Annotated in this window: 15 protein-coding genes; 8 read left to right on the forward strand and 7 right to left on the reverse strand. The window is 59.6% G+C overall.

Translation table 11 applies throughout. The features are described 5' to 3' along the window. Nucleotides 1-61: 61 nt before the first annotated feature. Both lpxH and PPUTUW4_RS09090 read right to left on the reverse strand, forming a co-directional pair. Nucleotides 62-790, reverse strand: a complete 729-nt coding sequence (lpxH, locus tag PPUTUW4_RS09085; protein ID WP_015094361.1) for a UDP-2,3-diacylglucosamine diphosphatase — start codon at nucleotides 788-790, stop codon at nucleotides 62-64. Further along, a complete protein-coding gene (locus PPUTUW4_RS09090; protein WP_007981235.1) occupies nucleotides 787-1,290 on the reverse strand; it encodes a peptidylprolyl isomerase in 504 nt (167 codons plus the stop codon). Before PPUTUW4_RS09090 ends, lpxH begins: the two co-directional genes overlap by 4 nt. A 251-nt stretch (nucleotides 1,291-1,541) precedes the next feature. Here PPUTUW4_RS09090 and PPUTUW4_RS09095 point away from each other — a divergent pair, with 251 nt between their 5' ends. Together PPUTUW4_RS09095 and cysS are read left to right on the forward strand one after the other, a co-directional pair. Beyond that, nucleotides 1,542-3,239: a glutamine--tRNA ligase/YqeY domain fusion protein gene (locus PPUTUW4_RS09095; protein ID WP_015094362.1), complete on the forward strand. Its 1,698-nt coding sequence runs from the start codon at nucleotides 1,542-1,544 to the stop codon at nucleotides 3,237-3,239. Nucleotides 3,240-3,260: 21 nt separating this feature from the next. Beyond that, nucleotides 3,261-4,643: a cysteine--tRNA ligase gene (cysS, locus tag PPUTUW4_RS09100; protein WP_015094363.1), complete on the forward strand. Its 1,383-nt coding sequence runs from the start codon at nucleotides 3,261-3,263 to the stop codon at nucleotides 4,641-4,643. Nucleotides 4,644-4,863: 220 nt separating this feature from the next. Here the strand turns inward: cysS and PPUTUW4_RS09105 are convergent, their stop codons facing one another. Further along, nucleotides 4,864-6,693, reverse strand: a complete 1,830-nt coding sequence (locus tag PPUTUW4_RS09105) for a sigma-54-dependent Fis family transcriptional regulator (protein WP_015094364.1) — start codon at nucleotides 6,691-6,693, stop codon at nucleotides 4,864-4,866. 400 nt (nucleotides 6,694-7,093) lie between these two features. On the opposite strand from PPUTUW4_RS09105, the gene PPUTUW4_RS09110 reads away from it, so the two are divergent. From PPUTUW4_RS09110 to PPUTUW4_RS09135, 6 genes are read left to right on the forward strand one after another with little or no spacing between them, the layout of a single operon-like run. Then, complete coding sequence (locus PPUTUW4_RS09110; RefSeq protein WP_015094365.1) at nucleotides 7,094-8,188, forward strand: ABC transporter ATP-binding protein; 1,095 nt, start codon at nucleotides 7,094-7,096, stop codon at nucleotides 8,186-8,188. Then, nucleotides 8,188-9,303, forward strand: coding sequence for an ABC transporter ATP-binding protein (locus tag PPUTUW4_RS09115; protein WP_015094366.1), 1,116 nt, complete (start codon nucleotides 8,188-8,190; stop codon nucleotides 9,301-9,303). Before PPUTUW4_RS09110 ends, PPUTUW4_RS09115 begins: the two co-directional genes overlap by 1 nt. Then, the gene (locus PPUTUW4_RS09120) at nucleotides 9,300-10,166 is read left to right on the forward strand and encodes a sugar ABC transporter permease (RefSeq protein ID WP_007970461.1); all 867 of its coding nucleotides are present in this window, start codon (nucleotides 9,300-9,302) and stop codon (nucleotides 10,164-10,166) included. The genes PPUTUW4_RS09115 and PPUTUW4_RS09120 overlap by 4 nt, the downstream gene beginning before the upstream one ends. 10 nt (nucleotides 10,167-10,176) lie before the next feature. Continuing rightward, nucleotides 10,177-10,977: a carbohydrate ABC transporter permease gene (locus PPUTUW4_RS09125; RefSeq protein ID WP_007970460.1), complete on the forward strand. Its 801-nt coding sequence runs from the start codon at nucleotides 10,177-10,179 to the stop codon at nucleotides 10,975-10,977. Nucleotides 10,978-10,987: 10 nt separating this feature from the next. After that, entirely contained in the window at nucleotides 10,988-11,260 is a 273-nt protein-coding gene (locus PPUTUW4_RS09130) for a DUF2160 domain-containing protein (protein WP_015094367.1), read from the forward strand. A 47-nt stretch (nucleotides 11,261-11,307) separates the two neighbouring features. After that, nucleotides 11,308-13,050: an ABC transporter substrate-binding protein gene (locus PPUTUW4_RS09135; protein WP_015094368.1), complete on the forward strand. Its 1,743-nt coding sequence runs from the start codon at nucleotides 11,308-11,310 to the stop codon at nucleotides 13,048-13,050. A gap of 112 nt (nucleotides 13,051-13,162) precedes the next feature. Here PPUTUW4_RS09135 and PPUTUW4_RS09140 read toward each other — a convergent pair whose 3' ends face one another. From PPUTUW4_RS09140 to nuoM, 4 genes are all read right to left on the reverse strand, one after another. Continuing rightward, nucleotides 13,163-13,540: a type II toxin-antitoxin system VapC family toxin gene (locus PPUTUW4_RS09140; RefSeq protein WP_007981254.1), complete on the reverse strand. Its 378-nt coding sequence runs from the start codon at nucleotides 13,538-13,540 to the stop codon at nucleotides 13,163-13,165. Further along, on the reverse strand, nucleotides 13,537-13,872 hold the full coding sequence (locus PPUTUW4_RS09145) for a type II toxin-antitoxin system prevent-host-death family antitoxin (RefSeq protein WP_227698130.1): 336 nt from the start codon (nucleotides 13,870-13,872) through the stop codon (nucleotides 13,537-13,539). Before PPUTUW4_RS09145 ends, PPUTUW4_RS09140 begins: the two co-directional genes overlap by 4 nt. A gap of 293 nt (nucleotides 13,873-14,165) precedes the next feature. Then, nucleotides 14,166-15,629, reverse strand: a complete 1,464-nt coding sequence (gene nuoN, locus PPUTUW4_RS09150; protein WP_015094370.1) for an NADH-quinone oxidoreductase subunit NuoN — start codon at nucleotides 15,627-15,629, stop codon at nucleotides 14,166-14,168. Between the two features lie 7 nt (nucleotides 15,630-15,636). Continuing rightward, on the reverse strand, nucleotides 15,637-17,169 hold the full coding sequence (nuoM, locus tag PPUTUW4_RS09155) for an NADH-quinone oxidoreductase subunit M (RefSeq protein WP_015094371.1): 1,533 nt from the start codon (nucleotides 17,167-17,169) through the stop codon (nucleotides 15,637-15,639). Nucleotides 17,170-17,183: the final 14 nt, after the last annotated feature.

A 17,183-nucleotide genomic window follows, 5' to 3' on the forward strand; every position in this document is an offset into this window, starting at 1 on the left:
AGCTCCTACACAGGCATGTGTACACCTGTAGGAGCTGCCGAAGGCTGCGATCTCTTGATCTTCAAGACGCTGCGAAGTCAAACGGCGCCAGCGCAAACCCTTGCTCATCCACCTGCAACGCCCATCCCTGACGATCCCAATCCCCCAGCACAATGCGCCGGGCTGCCTGGTCGCCCAACTGCAACTTGTGGATGGCCGGACGATGGGTATGCCCGTGGATCAAGGTCTTCACCCCGAACTCCTGCATGATCCGCGGAATCTCTTCGGGCGTGACGTCGACGATGTCATTGGCCTTCATCCGCACCTGGGCACGGCTTTCACTGCGCAGTTTGCGTGCCAGCTTGTGCCGGGTGCGCAAGGGCAGGTTGCGCAGGATGAACAGGGTGATCGGGTTGCGCAGGTAGCGGCGCAGCTTCATATAGCCTTCGTCGCGGGTGCACAGGCTGTCGCCGTGCATCAGCAGCACCGGCTCGCCGTTGAATTGCACGACACTCGGGTCTTTCAGCAGGGTGCAGCCAGCCTGCTTGCAGAAGGCCTTGCCGAGCATGAAATCACGATTGCCGTGCATCAGGAAAATGGCCGTGCCGCTGTCGCTGAGGTCGCGCAGGGCCTGGCAGATGGAACGCTGGAAGGGCGTCATGGCGTCGTCGCCAATCCACACCTCGAAAAAGTCGCCCAGGATGTACAACGCACTCGCCGAGCGGGCGCGTCCGGCGAGCAAATCCAGAAACGCCCGGGTAATGTCCGGGCGCTCCTCTTCCAGATGTAAATCTGAAATCAGCAATATCACTCAATGATCTCGGCTTTCTCGATGATCACGTCGTCTGCCGGTACGTCCTGGTGGCCGGCCTTGGAAGTGGTGGCCACGCCTTTGATCTTGTCGACAACGTCGGTGCCGGCGGTCACTTTACCGAATACCGCGTAGCCCCAGCCTTGAACGTTCTTGCCGCTGTGGTTGAGGAAGCTGTTGTCCGCCACGTTGATGAAGAACTGAGCGGAAGCCGAATGCGGCTCCATGGTGCGGGCCATGGCGATGGTGTACTTGTCGTTGGAAAGACCGTTGTCGGCTTCGTTCTGGATGCTTGGACGCTTGTCTTTCTTTTCTTTCATGCCTGGCTCGAAACCGCCGCCCTGGATCATGAAGTTGCCGATGACACGGTGGAAAACGGTGTTTTCGTAGTGACCGGCTTTAACGTACTCGACGAAGTTGGCCACGGTGATCGGGGCTTTGTCGGCGTTCAGTTCGAGGACGATGTCGCCGAAATTGGTAGTCAGTTTGACTTGGGTCATGATCGTTACTCACTAAGGGAATTCGTGGTTTTGGAACATTCCGTCCCGCAACCGGTTCAGCCTGTCTCGGCCAAGGTGCGCAGTTTAGCGTGACAGGCACGAATTTCGAGGCAGTTTTTTCATTTGCGGCCCATTAAATGCGACGGTTTACAGAGTGCGCTCTGTCAGGTACTTGACGGCATCGGCTATGATAGCGGCTTTGTTTTGTCCGGCCTTCATTACGGCCACGCACTTGTACGTTCAAGGATCCTATGAGCAAGCCCACTGTCGACCCTACCTCGAATGCCAAGACCGGCCCAGCCGTGCCGGTCAACTTCCTGCGGCCGATCATCCAGGCAGACCTGGACTCGGGCAAGCACACGCAGATCGTCACCCGTTTCCCGCCTGAGCCCAACGGCTACCTGCACATCGGCCATGCCAAGTCGATCTGTGTGAACTTCGGCCTGGCCCAGGAGTTCGGCGGCGTCACACACCTGCGTTTCGACGACACCAACCCGGCCAAGGAAGACCAGGAATACATCGACGCGATCGAAAGCGACGTCAAATGGCTGGGCTTCGAGTGGTCCGGTGAAGTGCGCTACGCCTCGCAATATTTCGACCAGTTGCACGACTGGGCAGTGGAGTTGATCAAATCCGGCAATGCCTACGTCGATGACCTGACTCCGGAGCAAGCCAAGGAATTCCGTGGCAGCCTGACCGAACCTGGCAAGAACAGCCCGTTCCGCGACCGCAGCGTCGAAGAGAACCTGGACCTGTTCGCCCGCATGAAGGCCGGCGAGTTCCCGGACGGCGCACGCGTGCTGCGGGCCAAGATCGACATGGCCTCGCCGAACATGAACCTGCGCGACCCGATCATGTATCGCATCCGTCACGCTCACCACCACCAGACCGGTGACAAGTGGTGCATCTACCCGAACTACGACTTCACCCACGGTCAGTCGGACGCCATCGAAGGCATCACTCACTCGATCTGCACCCTGGAGTTCGAAAGCCACCGTCCGCTGTACGAGTGGTTCCTCGAGCATCTGCCGGTGCCGGCCAACCCGCGCCAGTACGAGTTCAGCCGCCTGAACCTGAACTACACCATCACCAGCAAGCGCAAGCTCAAGCAGCTGGTCGATGAAAAGCACGTCAACGGCTGGGACGACCCGCGCATGTCCACGCTGTCGGGTTTCCGCCGCCGTGGCTACACGCCGAAATCGATCCGCAACTTCTGCGAAATGATCGGCACCAACCGTTCCGACGGCGTGGTGGACTTCGGCATGCTCGAGTTCAGCATCCGTGACGACCTCGACCAGAGTGCCCCGCGTGCCATGTGCGTGTTGCGTCCGCTGAAAGTCGTGATCACCAACTACCCGCAAGGCCAGGTCGAGAACCTCGAACTGCCGCGTCATCCGAAGGAAGACATGGGCGTGCGCGCTTTGCCGTTCGCCCGTGAAATCTACATCGACCGTGAAGACTTCATGGAAGAGCCGCCGAAGGGCTACAAGCGCCTGGAACCGGCCGGTGAAGTGCGTCTGCGTGGCAGCTACGTGATCCGCGCCGACGAAGCGATCAAGGACGCCGATGGCAACATCGTCGAACTGCGCTGCTCGTACGATCCGGACACCCTGGGCAAGAACCCGGAAGGCCGCAAGGTCAAAGGCGTGATCCACTGGGTGCCGGCCGCCGCCAGCGTCGAGTGCGAAGTGCGTCTGTACGATCGCCTGTTCCGTTCTCCGAACCCGGAGAAGGCCGAAGACAGCGCCAGTTTCCTGGACAACATCAACCCTGACTCGCTGCAGGTACTCACTGGTTGTCGTGCTGAGCCTTCGCTTGGCAATGCACAGCCGGAAGACCGTTTCCAGTTCGAGCGCGAAGGTTACTTCGTCGCCGATTTGAAGGACTCGAAACCAGGTCAGCCGGTATTCAACCGTACCGTGACCCTGCGTGATTCGTGGGGCCAGTGATTCAGCGTCAAGGAAATTAAAGTGCTGACGATCTACAACACGCTCACCAAGAGCAAAGAAGTCTTCAAGCCGCTCGATGGCAACAATGTGCGCATGTACGTGTGCGGCATGACCGTGTACGACTACTGCCACATCGGCCACGGCCGCAGCATGGTCGCGTTCGACCTTGTGACCCGCTGGTTGCGCTTCAGTGGCTACAACCTGACTTATGTGCGCAACATCACCGATATTGAAGACAAGATCATCAATCGGGCCCGGGAGAACGGCGAGCCGTTCGACGCATTGACCGAGCGTATGATCACCGCCATGCATGAGGACGAGGCACGCCTCAACATCCTCAAGCCGGACATGGAACCGCGTGCCACCGATCACATCCCGGGCATGCTGAGCATGATCCAGACCCTGATCGACAAGGGTTATGCCTACGCCCCGGGCAACGGCGACGTGTACTACCGCGTCGCCAAGTTCATGGGCTACGGCAAGCTGTCGCGCAAGAAGATCGAAGACCTGCGCATCGGCGCGCGTATCGAAGTCGACGAGTCCAAGCAGGACCCGCTGGACTTCGTACTGTGGAAAGCCACCAAGCCGGGCGAGCCGAGCTGGGAATCGCCGTGGGGCGCCGGGCGTCCGGGCTGGCACATCGAATGCTCGGTGATGTCGACCTGCTGCCTGGGCGAAACCTTCGACATTCATGGCGGCGGCAGCGACCTTGAGTTCCCGCACCACGAAAACGAAATCGCCCAGAGCGAAGCGGCCACCGGCAAGACCTACGCCAACGCGTGGATGCATTGCGGCATGATCCGTATCAATGGCGAGAAGATGTCCAAGTCCTTGAACAACTTCTTCACCATTCGCGACGTGCTCGACAAGTACCACCCGGAAGTCGTGCGTTACTTGCTGGTGTCGAGCCACTACCGCAGTGCGATCAACTATTCGGAAGACAACCTCAAGGACGCCAAGGGCGCCCTGGAGCGTTTCTACCACGCGTTGAAAGGCCTGCCGAATGTGGCGCCGGCGGGCGGCGAAGCCTTCGTCGAGCGTTTCACCCAGGTGATGAACGACGACTTCGGCACGCCGGAAGCCTGCGCCGTACTGTTCGAGATGGTCCGCGAGATCAACCGTCTGCGCGAGAGCGATCTCAATGCAGCGGCCGGCCTGGCGGCGCGTCTGAAAGAACTGGCCAGCGTGTTGGGTGTGTTGCAGCTCGAAGCCGATGACTTCCTGCAGGCCGGTGCCGAAGGGCGGGTTGATGCAGCCCAAGTCGAGGCGCTGATTGCCGCTCGCCTGGCGGCACGTGCCGGCAAGGACTGGGCCGAATCCGACCGCATCCGCGACCAGCTCACCGCCATGGGCGTGGTGCTGGAAGACGGCAAGGGCGGCACGACCTGGCGTCTGGCTGACTGATTGCCTGATCCGCTGTAAAGCAAAACCCGCCTTGTGCGGGTTTTTGTTTTTTGGGTAGCTGCAAGTTGGTGGCGTCTCGACTGACGCCTTCGCGAGCAGGCTCGCTCCCACATTGGACCTTCGTCAGCTTTGGATTCTGTGGTCGACACCAAGCCCCTGTGGGAGCGAGCCTGCTCGCGAAGGTCTCAAGCCGAACACCGCCGGTGCGGTTCACCTGTCATTAAGTCTGGCGCAGTCTCTTATAGAGGGTATTACGACTAACTCCCAGTCTGCGCGCCAGATACGAAATATTCCCCCCGACCGCCTGCAACTGCCGATTCAGTGCTTCCACATCATTCAAGTCGATGCCCAGCGGCTCCGGCGTCTCCACCGGCTCCATCTCCAGGTCGACAAAAAAATCATCCGGCAAGTGCTCAGCCCGCACCGGCTGTTCCTCGGCCATGGCCAGGGCCACCTGGATCACGCTGCTGACCTGGCGCAAGTTGCCCGGCCACGGGTGGCGGCTGAATAACGCCATCACTTCCTGGCTTAAACCGGCCCATTGCGTCGGTTCACGGTGCTGCTCCCACAGGCGTTTGAACAGTGCCTCCTTATCGCTGCGCTCACGCAGGGGCGGCAGTTCCAGGGTCAGGCCGCCGATGCGGTAGTACAAGTCTTCACGAAACCGCCCCAGTTGTACTTGTTCGCGCAGCGAGCGATTGGTCGCTGAAATGATGCGCAAGTCCACAGGGAACAATTCGCTGCTGCCCACTGGCTGCACGCAACGTTCCTGCAACACCCGCAACAGTCGCGCCTGTGTCGGCAGCGGCATATCGCCGATTTCGTCGAGAAACAGCGTGCCTTTGTCAGCCTTGCGGATCAGCCCGATGCTGCCTTTCTGGTTGGCGCCGGTGAACGCGCCTTTCTCATAACCGAATAACTCGGATTCCACCAGTTCGGCGGGAATCGCCGCACAGTTGACGGCGATGAGTGATTGTTTGCTGCGTGAGCTGGCGTGGTGCAGGGCTTTGACGAAGACTTCCTTGCCGACCCCGGTTTCACCGTGGATCAGCAGTGGAATGTCTTTTTCCAGCAAGCGTTCGGCCTGGCGCACGGCTTTTTCCACGCGGCTGTCGCCGAAATGCAGGGTGTTCAGGCTGATGGCCGCGGGTGTAGCTACAACCGGCTCGGTGAATACTCGGGGTTGAATGGATGCCTGTTTCGGCCGCTTCAGCAGGCACTGGAAGCGGTTGCGTCCGGAGGTTTGCAAGGCGAAGGGCAGGCCTTCGGGCTGATTGAGCAGCTCCAGCAGCGAGACCTTGAACAGGCTCTCGACACTGACCCGCGACAGGCTGATGCCGAGCAGATTGTCGGCCCGGCGATTGGCCGACAGCACCTGGCCGCTTTCATCGAAAATCAGCAAGCCAGCCCATTGGCTGTCGAGGTTGTTCAGCCCGGTGTTGAACGTCAACTGGAAATGCTGGCCATGGAACAGGTTTAGGATCAGCCGGTTTTCCACGGTCTGGCTCATCATCTTGACCATGCCCAGGGTATGGGATGGCGGCAGGTAGCTGTCGCTGGACACGTCCAGCACCGCGATCACCTTGCGCTCGGCATCGAAAATCGGCGCAGCGGAACCGGTCATGAAGCGGTTGGCCTTGAGGAAATGTTCGTCGTGCTCGATGTGCACGGCCTGTTCACAGGCCAGGGCGGTGCCAATGGCGTTGGTGCCGGTGCAACGTTCCACCCAGCTGGCGCCGGCGCTGAAACCCCGGGCCAGTTTCGGCTCGATAAAGCGCTGGGTGCCCCACGATGTAAGCACCTGGCCCTGATGGTCGGCGAGCATGATCAGGCAATTGGAATTGCTCAGGATGTTCTCGTAGTAGGGCAGCACTTCCTGATGGGTGGTTTGCACCAGTGAATGCTGGCTCTCCAGCAGTTGCGCGATGCCCGCGGCCGGCAATTGATCGAATGCCGGCACGCTCTGATGACTGAGGCCGAACGCGCGGCAACGCGACCAGGAGTCCTGGATGATGGCGTCGTGGGACAGCGGCAGGGCAGGTGCGGCCATGGCAGTCGATCTCTGAACAAGATTTTATTGTTTTTATGGGTAGTTCTGCAGCGCGATGAACTTCATGTGGGAGCGGGCTTGCTCGCGAAGGCGGCGGCACATTCAACATCAATGTGACTGTCAGACCGCTTTCGCGAGCAAGCCCGCTCCCACAGGTTTTGCATTTATTTCAGGTATCAGGAAAGGCAAAACGCATCCGTAGAGTGTTGTTCACTATTGTTCACTGTCAATGGGTGAACTGTTCAATTGTTCATTTCAGATTGTTCATTTGTGTTCAGCAACGAACGTCGACGGCCCGTTGTTTTCACTAATTTCAAGCTGAATCAACGGCTTGGGATTTTTGGCACGGATGTCGCTTTATCGCTCCGGTCGCTTGACTCCAATAATAAAAGGCCGAGCCATGTCACTCACCCTGGAGCACGTCAGCCGCACCGTCGAGGGCCAGACCTGGATCGACGATGCCAACCTGAGTTTTGAACCCGGTTCCTTCAACGTTTTGCTGGGACGAACCCTGTCCGGCAAAACCAGCCTGATGCGCCTGATGGCCGGTCTGGACAAGCCCGACAGCGGCCGCATCCTGATGAACGGCGTCGACGTTACCCAACGGCCGGTGCGCTTGCGAAATGTGTCGATGGTTTATCAGCAATTCATCAATTACCCGACCATGACGGTGTTCGACAACATCGCCTCGCCGCTGCGTCAGGCCGGAGTATCCAGCGAGCTGATCCAGAGCAAGGTGCTGGAAACCGCGAAGATGCTGCGCATCGAAAAATTTCTGAAGCGTTATCCGCTGGAGCTTTCCGGTGGCCAGCAACAACGCACGGCCATGGCCCGGGCGCTGGTCAAGGATGCCGAGTTGATCCTGTTCGACGAGCCGCTGGTCAACCTCGACTACAAGTTGCGCGAGGAACTGCGCCAGGAAATGCGCGAGCTGTTCAAGGCGCGCCATACCATCGCGATCTATGCCACCACCGAACCCAACGAGGCCCTGGCCCTGGGCGGTACCACCACCATTCTTCACGAAGGGCGGGTGATCCAGAGCGGCCAGTCGTCTTCGGTCTATCACCAGCCGCAAACCGTGCTGGCGGCGGAGCTGTTCTCCGAGCCGCCGATCAACCTGATGCCGGGGCGCATTGCCGGCAACGAAGTGAGTTTCGCCAACTTCGTGCACTTTCCGCTGAACGTCGATTTGCGCCCGGTGGGCGAGGGCGAGTTCCGTTTCGGCGTGCGACCCAGCCATATCTCGCTGGTGCCGAGCAATGACGATGACCTCGAACTGGCGGTGACCGTCGAGGTGGCCGAGATCAGTGGCTCGGAAACCTTTCTGCACGTGCGCAACGAGCATTTTCTGCTGGTGCTGCACTTGCCGGGTGTTCACGAATACGACGTCGATGCGCCCATCCGTATCTACATCCCGACCCATAAACTGTTTGTGTTCGATACGCAGGGCCGGCTGGTGCAGGCGCCGGGCCAGCGTGTCGCGAGGGTAGCCTGATGGCCGAAATCCGTTTGCAGAACCTCGCCCACAGCTACACCAAAACCCCGGTGGGACCTGAGGACTACGCGATCCGCGAGATGGACCACATCTGGGAGCAGGGCGGCGCCTACGCGTTGCTCGGTCCGTCGGGCTGTGGCAAATCAACCTTGCTCAACATTATTTCCGGGCTGCTCAGCCCGTCCCAGGGTCATGTGCTGTTCGACGGCAAAGCGGTCAACGACCTGACGCCGGAGAAGCGCAACATTGCCCAGGTTTTCCAGTTCCCGGTGGTCTACGACACCATGACGGTGTTCGACAACCTGGCCTTCCCGCTGCGCAACCAGGGCATGGCCGAGGCAAGAGTTCATACCAAGGTGCAGGAAATCGCCGAGGTCCTCGACCTGCAGAACCTGCTGGGCAAAAAGGCGCGCAACCTCACCGCCGACGAAAAACAGAAAGTCTCCATGGGCCGCGGGCTGGTGCGCGACGATGTGTCGGCGATCCTGTTCGATGAACCGCTGACGGTGATCGACCCGCACCTGAAGTGGAAGCTGCGACGCAAGCTCAAGCAGATCCACGAGCAGTTCAACATCACTATGGTCTACGTCACCCACGATCAGCTGGAGGCCTCGACCTTCGCCGACAAGATTGCGGTGATGTACGGCGGGCAGATCGTGCAATTCGGCACACCACGGGAATTGTTCGAGCGCCCGAGCCACACCTTTGTCGGCTACTTCATCGGCAGCCCGGGGATGAACCTGATCGAGGTGCAGCCGCAACCGGGTGGCGTCGGGTTCGCTTCGACCCACCTGCCGCTGTCCGAGGCCATGCAGCAACGCATCGCAGAATCCGAATGGAAAACCCTGAAGGTCGGCATTCGCCCGGAGTTCGTCCATGTGTGGGACGAAGCCTTTGATGACGCGCTGCGGGCACAGGTTGTACACGTCGAGGACCTGGGCACCTACAAGATCATGACCCTCAACCTCGACGGTGCCACCCTGAAGGTGCGCCTGGCCGAAGACAAACCGGTGCCGCAAGGCACGGCCTACATCAGCTTTCCGGCGCAATGGCTGATGGTCTATGCCGATGATTTCCTGCTCGAAGCCAATGCCAATCAAGAGGCGCAGCCATGAACAAGGTGCAGAACAACAAGGCCTGGTGGCTGGTGCTGCCGGTGTTCCTGCTGGTGGCGTTCAGTGCGGTGATCCCGATGATGACCGTGGTCAACTATTCGGTGCAGGACATTTTCGACCAGTCCAGCCGCTATTTCGTCGGTGCCGACTGGTACAAACAGGTACTGCTCGACCCGCGGCTGCATGACTCGTTGCTGCGCCAGTTCATCTATTCCGCCTGCGTGCTGCTGATCGAAATTCCGCTGGGCATCGCCATCGCCCTGACCATGCCGACCAAGGGCCGCTGGTCTTCGGTGGTGCTGATCGTGCTGGCGATCCCGCTACTGATCCCGTGGAACGTGGTCGGCACCATCTGGCAGATCTTCGGCCGCGCCGACATCGGCCTGCTCGGTTCGAGCCTCAACGCCATGGGCATCAGCTACAACTATGCGGCGAACACGGCGGACGCCTGGGTCACCGTGCTGGTGATGGACGTCTGGCACTGGACCTCGCTGGTGGCGTTGTTGTGCTTCTCCGGCCTGCGGGCGATTCCGGATGTGTATTACCAGGCGGCGCGGATCGATCGTGCCTCGGCCTGGGCGGTGTTCCGGCACATCCAGTTGCCCAAGCTCAAGAGCGTGCTGCTGATCGCGGTGATGCTGCGTTTCATGGACAGTTTCATGATCTACACCGAGCCCTTCGTACTCACCGGTGGCGGTCCGGGCAATGCCACGACCTTCCTCAGCCAGACCCTGACGCAGATGGCCGTAGGGCAATTCGACCTGGGGCCGGCCGCAGCGTTCTCGCTGGTGTACTTCCTGATCATCCTGTTGGTGTCCTGGCTGTTCTACACCGCCATGACTCACTCTGACGCCAACCGCTGAGGCCCGCGCCATGAGCAAAAGAAAGCTTATCCCCCTGCTGCTCTACATCCTGTTCCTGCTGGTGCCGATCTACTGGCTGCTGAACATGTCCTTCAAGAGCAACAGCGAAATCCTCGGCGGCCTGACGCTGTTCCCGCAGGATTTCACCCTGGCCAACTACAAGGTGATCTTCACCGACCCGAGCTGGTACACCGGCTACATCAACTCGGCGTATTACGTGAGCCTGAACACGATCATTTCCCTGACCGTGGCACTGCCGGCGGCTTATGCGTTTTCGCGTTATCGCTTCCTGGGTGATAAGCACCTGTTCTTCTGGCTGCTGACCAACCGCATGGCGCCGCCGGCGGTGTTCCTGTTGCCGTTTTTCCAGCTGTATTCGTCGATCGGGTTGTTCGACACCCATATTGCCGTGGCCCTGGCTCACTGCCTGTTCAACGTGCCGCTGGCGGTGTGGATTCTCGAAGGCTTCATGTCCGGTGTGCCCAAGGAAATCGACGAAACCGCCTACATTGATGGCTACAGTTTCCCCAAGTTCTTCGTGAAGATTTTCATCCCGTTGATCGGCTCCGGCATCGGTGTGACGGCGTTCTTCTGCTTCATGTTTTCCTGGGTAGAACTGCTGCTGGCGCGAACCCTCACCTCGGTGAACGCGAAACCCATCGCGGCGGTGATGACCCGTACCGTTTCGGCATCCGGTATCGACTGGGGTGTACTGGCAGCGGCGGGGGTGTTGACCATCCTGCCGGGCATGCTGGTGATCTGGTTTGTTCGCAACCACGTGGCCAAGGGCTTTGCCCTGGGCCGGGTATGAGGAGCTGATGATGGAATGGATGAGTTGGACCGCCCCCACGGCGGCGTTCTTCGGCGTCATTGCCTTGATCCTGGTGGGCATGACCACCTGGGAGTTGCGTTCGCCGAGCGTGCTTCGGCGAGGTTTGCTACCGATTGCCACCACCCGTGGCGATCGCTTGTTCATCGGTCTTCTCGGCAGCGCCTACCTGCATTTGCTGGTAATCGGCGTCACCGACTGGAGCATCTGGGTGGCGTTCGCGTTGTCCCTGGTGTGGCTGTTGGCTGTGATGCGTTGGGGCTAGTCGAATCGCTCGGCACTGTTGCTCCGAAACCCTATAAGGAGGTCTCTATGTTCGACAAAAACAATAAGCTGCGACATAGCATTTCATTGGCAGCCATGCTGGCACTCAGCGGTTTGAGCGCTTCGGCCTGGGCCGATGCTTACGAAGATGCCGCGAAAAAATGGATCGGCAGTGAATTCAAGCCATCCACACTGACGGCCGATCAACAGCTGGAAGAGTTGAAGTGGTTTATCAAGGCGGCGGAACCCTTTCGCGGAATGAACATCAAGGTGGTGTCGGAAACCATCGCTACCCACGAGTACGAGTCCAAGGTGCTGGCCAAGGCCTTCACCGAGATCACCGGGATCAAGCTGACCCACGACCTGCTGCAGGAAGGCGACGTGGTGGAAAAGCTGCAGACCGTGATGCAATCGGACAAAAGCATCTATGACGGCTGGGTCAACGACTCGGACTTGATCGGTACGCACTTTCGCTACGGCAAGACCGAATCGATCACCGACCTGATGGCGAACGAAGGCAAGGACTTCACCTCGCCGACCCTCGACCTCAAGGACTTCATCGGCATTTCCTTCACCACTGCGCCGGACGGCAAGATCTACCAGTTGCCTGACCAGCAGTTCGCCAACCTTTACTGGTTCCGTGCCGACTGGTTCGAACGCGCGGACCTCAAGGCCAAGTTCAAGGAAAAGTACGGTTACGAGCTGGGCGTACCGGTGAACTGGTCGGCCTATGAAGACATTGCCAGGTTCTTCAGCGAAGACGTCAAGGAAATCGACGGCAAGCGCGTCTACGGGCACATGGACTACGGCAAAAAGGACCCATCCCTGGGCTGGCGCTTCACCGATGCCTGGTTCTCCATGGCCGGTGGCGGCGACAAGGGCATCCCCAACGGCTTGCCGGTGGACGAGTGGGGCATTCGTGTCGAGGACTGCCACCCGGTGGGTTCCAGCGTGACCCGCGGCGGCGACACCAACGGCCCGGCGGCGGTGTTCGCCACCACCAAGTACGTCGACTGGCTGAAAAAGTACGCGCCACCGGAAGCGGCGGGCATGACCTTCTCCGAATCCGGTCCGGTGCCGTCCCAGGGCAGCATCGCGCAGCAGATTTTCTGGTACACCGCCTTCACTGCCGACATGACCAAGCCAGGCCTGGCGGTGATGAACGCCGATGGCACGCCGAAATGGCGCATGGCGCCGTCACCACGGGGACCGTACTGGGAAGAGGGCATGAAGTTGGGCTATCAGGACGTGGGTTCCTGGACCTTCATGAAGTCCACGCCTGAGAAGCAGAAACTGGCGGCCTGGCTCTATGCGCAGTTCGTGACCTCGAAAACCGTGTCGCTGAAGAAAACCATCGTCGGCCTGACGCCTATCCGCGAATCGGACATCAACTCACAAGCGATGACCGACCTGGCGCCGAAACTCGGTGGCCTGGTGGAGTTCTACCGCAGCCCGGCCCGCGTGCAATGGACCCCGACCGGGACCAACGTACCTGATTATCCTCGCCTCGCGCAGTTGTGGTGGAGCCACATCGCCGAAGCGGCCAGCGGCGACAAAACCCCACAACAGGCGCTCGATGGCCTGGCCAAGGATCAGGACGCGATCATGACCCGCCTGGAGCGTTCGAAGGCACAAGCCACCTGCGCACCGAAAATGAACCCCGAGCGCGATGCGCAGTACTGGTTCGATCAGCCGGGTGCACCGAAACCTAAACTGGAAAACGAGAAGCCTAAGGGGGAGACCGTGAGCTACAGCGAGCTGCTGAAATCTTGGGCGGATGCGCGTAAGTAACGTGGCGGGAGTGTGAAAGGCGAACGGCACCGAAAGGTGCCGTTTTCATTTGTGTTTGACCTACAGTCTTCGCGAGCAAGCCCGCTCTCGCATTTGATCGGAGTTGGGCTGACTAAATCAAAATAGCCAAATCCGTGTACTTGGCCACCAATGGGTCAGACGTTAGAAGTTTCATGGGTTCAGTCATCGCGGTTGCAACAATGAGGCGGTCGAACGGATCACGATGGTGATGTTCGAGGTCTTTCACGGCAATGGCATGTTCTGAAGTCACAGGCAATTCGATGAACCCGCTTTCGAGGCAGTACTGGCGGATTTCTTCCAGATCAACATTGAGCTTTCCCAACCCGACCTTGATTGCCATTTCCCAGAATGTCGCTGCGCTGATGTATATGTCGGCAGCGCCTTCAATGAGCTTTCTGGCCTTGCCGGATAGTTTGGGGTCATCGCTCAGAGCCCAAAGCAAAACATGAGTGTCCAGCAGAACCCTCATTCGTGGGTTCTTTCAAAAGCATCCAGCATGTCGTCCGGCAGTGGTGCATCGAAATCTTCATCCAGAAGCAGTTTGCCTTTCATCGCACCGATACGCTTCCCGCTGGTTTTTCCTACGGGAACAAGGCGGGCCAAGGCTCGACCATGCTTGGCAATCGTTATGATCTGGCCGGCCGCCGCATCGTCGACGAGTTTGGACAGATTGTTTTTTGCTTCGGCCAACGGAACGACGATCATGATTTCTCTCCCATATTCTGGACAAATATAGCCAGAATTTTTCGGGGTGGCAAAGGCAATCGAACCATGGCTCGGTTTCGCCGTTTCATTGCACATCATCACCATCGGTTCTTGTTTCATTTGAATACTCCTGTAAGCCCGTCGCTCACACTAGCGTTCGGAGCAATCGCCGGATGTCATCGATTGCTGATCGCCAGACAAATACTTTCTGAAAGGAGGGTAGGCAATGAAGATTAAAAGATCGCAGCCTGCGGCAGCTCCTACAGGCTGTACGCCTCCCCAATGTAGGAGCTGCCGCAGGCTGCGATCTTTTGACCTTGAAAACCCCAAACGCAAAAACGGCACCCGAAGGTGCCGTTTCTGTTTGTTGCCGAGAGTCGCCTAAGCGATCAACCCGCCAGACCCGATTGCTGAACCAGGTTCAGCAGCGGTTGTGGGTACAGGCCGAGGAAGAAGGCCAGTACCGCGATGGCCAGCAGCATCACGCCGCCTGCACGTTGTTCCCAGTGCAGTTGGGCGTCGACGCGACGCAGGTTCGGTTCGATCAGGTACAGGGTGACCATCACACGCAGGTAGTAGAACACGCCGATGGCGCTGCCCAGTACCAGGGAGCCGACCAGCCACCATTGGTGCGACTCGACACCGGTGGCGATGATGTAGAACTTGCCGATGAAGCCCGCGGTCAGCGGGATACCGGCCAGGGACAGCATCATCACGGTCAGTACGGCAGTCAGGTACGGACGGCGCCAGAACAGGCCGCGGTACTCGTACAGGGCGTCTGCGTCACGACCTTTGTACGGCGAGGACATCAGGGTGATCACGCCGAAAGCGCCGAGGCTGGTGATCACGTAGGTGACCAGGTATACGCCGATGGCTTCCACGGCCAGGCCCTTGCTCGCCACCAGGGCGATCAGCAGGTAGCCGAAGTGGGCGATGGACGAGTAACCCAGCAGACGCTTGAGGTTGCTCTGGGTCAGTGCCAGCAGGTTGCCAAACAGGATCGACGCAATGGCGATGATGGTCAGCACGTCGCTCAGCACGCCGCTGCTGGCCGCTGGCGAGATCTGGAACAGGCGCACCATCACTGCGAACACGGCCACTTTGGAAGCGGTGGCCAGGAACGCTGCGACCGGTGCCGGAGCACCCTCGTAGACGTCTGGAGTCCAGAGGTGGAAGGGCACCAGCGACAGCTTGAACGCCAGGCCGATCAGCATCATGCCCAGGCCCAGTTGTGCCAGCGAGCTTGGCAGGCCGGTAGCCGCCAGCGCCTGACCGATGCCGACGAAGCTCAGGGAGCCGGAGTCTGCGTACAGCAGTGCCATACCGAACAACAGGAACGCGGAGCCGGCAGCCGACAGCACCATGTACTTGATACCGGCTTCCAGCGAACGCTTGTTGAAGAAGGCATAGGCCACCAGACCGTAGACCGGCACCGACAGCAGTTCCAGACCGATGAACAACCCGGCCAGGTGCTGCGCGCTGACCAGCACCAGGCCACCGGCGGCGGCCATCAGGATCAGCAGGTACAGTTCTTCACGGTTGCCCGGGTAACCCGTGCCGCCATCGCCGAGGTAGGCGTGGGCGAGGGTGACACAAGCGAGGGTGGCGACCAGGATCAGTGCCATGTACAGGCAAGCGAAGCTATCGATTTGCAGCAGTGGGGTCACGGCCAATGGCGCGACCTTCAAGGCTGGCAGGATCGACAGCAACGCCAGGTTCAGACCCGCCACGGACAGCAGGAAGGTCTGGGAGTGGTTGCGGCGCCAGGCGATCGCCAGCATCACCACGATGATCGTGGCGCTGGTAATCAACAGCGGCGCTAGCGCGATAAAGTGTTGAGTCGTGAATTCCATAGCGCTCTTACCGGGCCGAAGCGAGTTGAGTGAAGGCGGTGCCGAGCCATTGCTGCACGCCATGCATCGTAGCGGCAGAGGTATCGAGGAACGGTTGTGGGTAGATGCCGATGTAGACCAGCAGCGCTGCCAGACCGACCACCATGATCATTTCGCGACCGTCCATGCCATGCAGTACCGCGTCCGACTTGGCCGGGCCGAAGAAGGCACGGTGGACCATGATCAGCGAGTAGACCGAACCGAACACCAGGCCGGACGTGGCGATGATGGTGATCCATGGGGCGATCGGGAAGGTGCCGATCAGGATCAGGAACTCACCGACGAAGTTACCGGTACCCGGCAAGCCCAGGGACGCCGCCGCGAAGAACAGGCTGAGGGCCGGCAGGTAAGCGATCTTCGACCACAGGCCACCCATTTCACGCATGTCGCGGGTGTGGGTGCGTTCGTACAGCTGGCCACTCAGGATAAAGAGTGCCGCCGCCGACAGACCGTGGGCCAGCATCTGCATCACCGCGCCCTGCAGTGCCAGTTGGCTGCCGGAGTAGATGCCGATCAGTACGAAGCCCATGTGGGAAACGGACGAGAAGGCGATCAGACGCTTGATGTCGGTTTGCGCGAACGCCAGGAACGCACCGTAGAAGATCCCGATCAGACCCAGGGTCATGGCGATCGGCGCGAACTCGGCCGAGGCATTCGGGAACAGCGGCAGGGCGAAACGCAGCAGGCCGTAGGCAGCGGTTTTCAGCAGGATACCGGCGAGGTCGACGGAACCTGCGGTCGGCGCCTGGGCGTGAGCGTCAGGCAGCCAGGAGTGGAACGGCACCACGGGCAGCTTGACCGCAAAGGCGATGAAGAAGCCGAGCATCAGGATGTACTCGGTGGTCATCGACATCTTGGTCTTCAACAGGTCGGCGTAGTTGAAGGTAATCACGCCGGTGTCGTTGAAGTTGACCAGTACCAGACCCAGGATCGCCACCAGCATGATCAGGCCGGAAGCCTGAGTGAAGATGAAGAACTTGGTCGCCGCGTAGATCCGGGTTTTCTTGCCGTCCGAAGAACTGTGACCCCAGAGCGCGATGAGGAAGTACATCGGCACCAGCATCATTTCCCAGAAGAAGAAGAACATGAACAGATCGAGGGCGAGGAATACGCCGACGACACCGCCCAGGATCCACATCAGGTTCAGGTGGAAGAAGCCAACGTGACGCTGGATCTCTTTCCACGAGCAGAGTACCGAGAGGACACCCAGCAGGCCGGTCAGCATGATCATCAACAGCGACAGGCCGTCGAGGGCCAGGTGCACATTGATACCGAAGCGCTGGATCCAGACGTGCTTGAACTCAAGCGCCCAGGTCGGATCGGCACCCGGTGCCGGAGCGAATGAATAGTCACCGTTGGCCCACAGCCAGAGGCCGAGGGAAAGCAACAGGGACATGGTGATCAGCGCAATCCAGCGGGGGAGGGTGGCGCCGAAGCGCTCACCCATCCAGCACAGCAGGCCGCCGATGAAGGGGATCAGGATTAGCCAAGGCAGAATCATGACGGGTTCGTTTC

The sequence above is a fragment of the Pseudomonas sp. UW4 genome (genome assembly GCF_000316175.1).
GTDB lineage: Bacteria > Pseudomonadota > Gammaproteobacteria > Pseudomonadales > Pseudomonadaceae > Aquipseudomonas > Aquipseudomonas laurylsulfatiphila.

Coding starts and splice junctions, on each gene's coding strand:
- PPUTUW4_RS09090 (WP_007981235.1), bottom strand. CDS start 1,290: ATGACCCAAGTCAAACTGACTACCAATTTCGGCGACATCGTCCTCGAA.
- PPUTUW4_RS09095 (WP_015094362.1), top strand. CDS start 1,542: ATGAGCAAGCCCACTGTCGACCCTACCTCGAATGCCAAGACCGGCCCA.
- PPUTUW4_RS09105 (WP_015094364.1), bottom strand. CDS start 6,693: ATGGCCGCACCTGCCCTGCCGCTGTCCCACGACGCCATCATCCAGGAC.
- PPUTUW4_RS09110 (WP_015094365.1), top strand. CDS start 7,094: ATGTCACTCACCCTGGAGCACGTCAGCCGCACCGTCGAGGGCCAGACC.
- PPUTUW4_RS09115 (WP_015094366.1), top strand. CDS start 8,188: ATGGCCGAAATCCGTTTGCAGAACCTCGCCCACAGCTACACCAAAACC.
- PPUTUW4_RS09120 (WP_007970461.1), top strand. CDS start 9,300: ATGAACAAGGTGCAGAACAACAAGGCCTGGTGGCTGGTGCTGCCGGTG.
- PPUTUW4_RS09125 (WP_007970460.1), top strand. CDS start 10,177: ATGAGCAAAAGAAAGCTTATCCCCCTGCTGCTCTACATCCTGTTCCTG.
- PPUTUW4_RS09130 (WP_015094367.1), top strand. CDS start 10,988: ATGGAATGGATGAGTTGGACCGCCCCCACGGCGGCGTTCTTCGGCGTC.
- PPUTUW4_RS09135 (WP_015094368.1), top strand. CDS start 11,308: ATGTTCGACAAAAACAATAAGCTGCGACATAGCATTTCATTGGCAGCC.
- PPUTUW4_RS09140 (WP_007981254.1), bottom strand. CDS start 13,540: ATGAGGGTTCTGCTGGACACTCATGTTTTGCTTTGGGCTCTGAGCGAT.
- PPUTUW4_RS09145 (WP_227698130.1), bottom strand. CDS start 13,872: ATGTGCAATGAAACGGCGAAACCGAGCCATGGTTCGATTGCCTTTGCC.
- nuoN (WP_015094370.1), bottom strand. CDS start 15,629: ATGGAATTCACGACTCAACACTTTATCGCGCTAGCGCCGCTGTTGATT.
- nuoM (WP_015094371.1), bottom strand. CDS start 17,169: ATGATTCTGCCTTGGCTAATCCTGATCCCCTTCATCGGCGGCCTGCTG.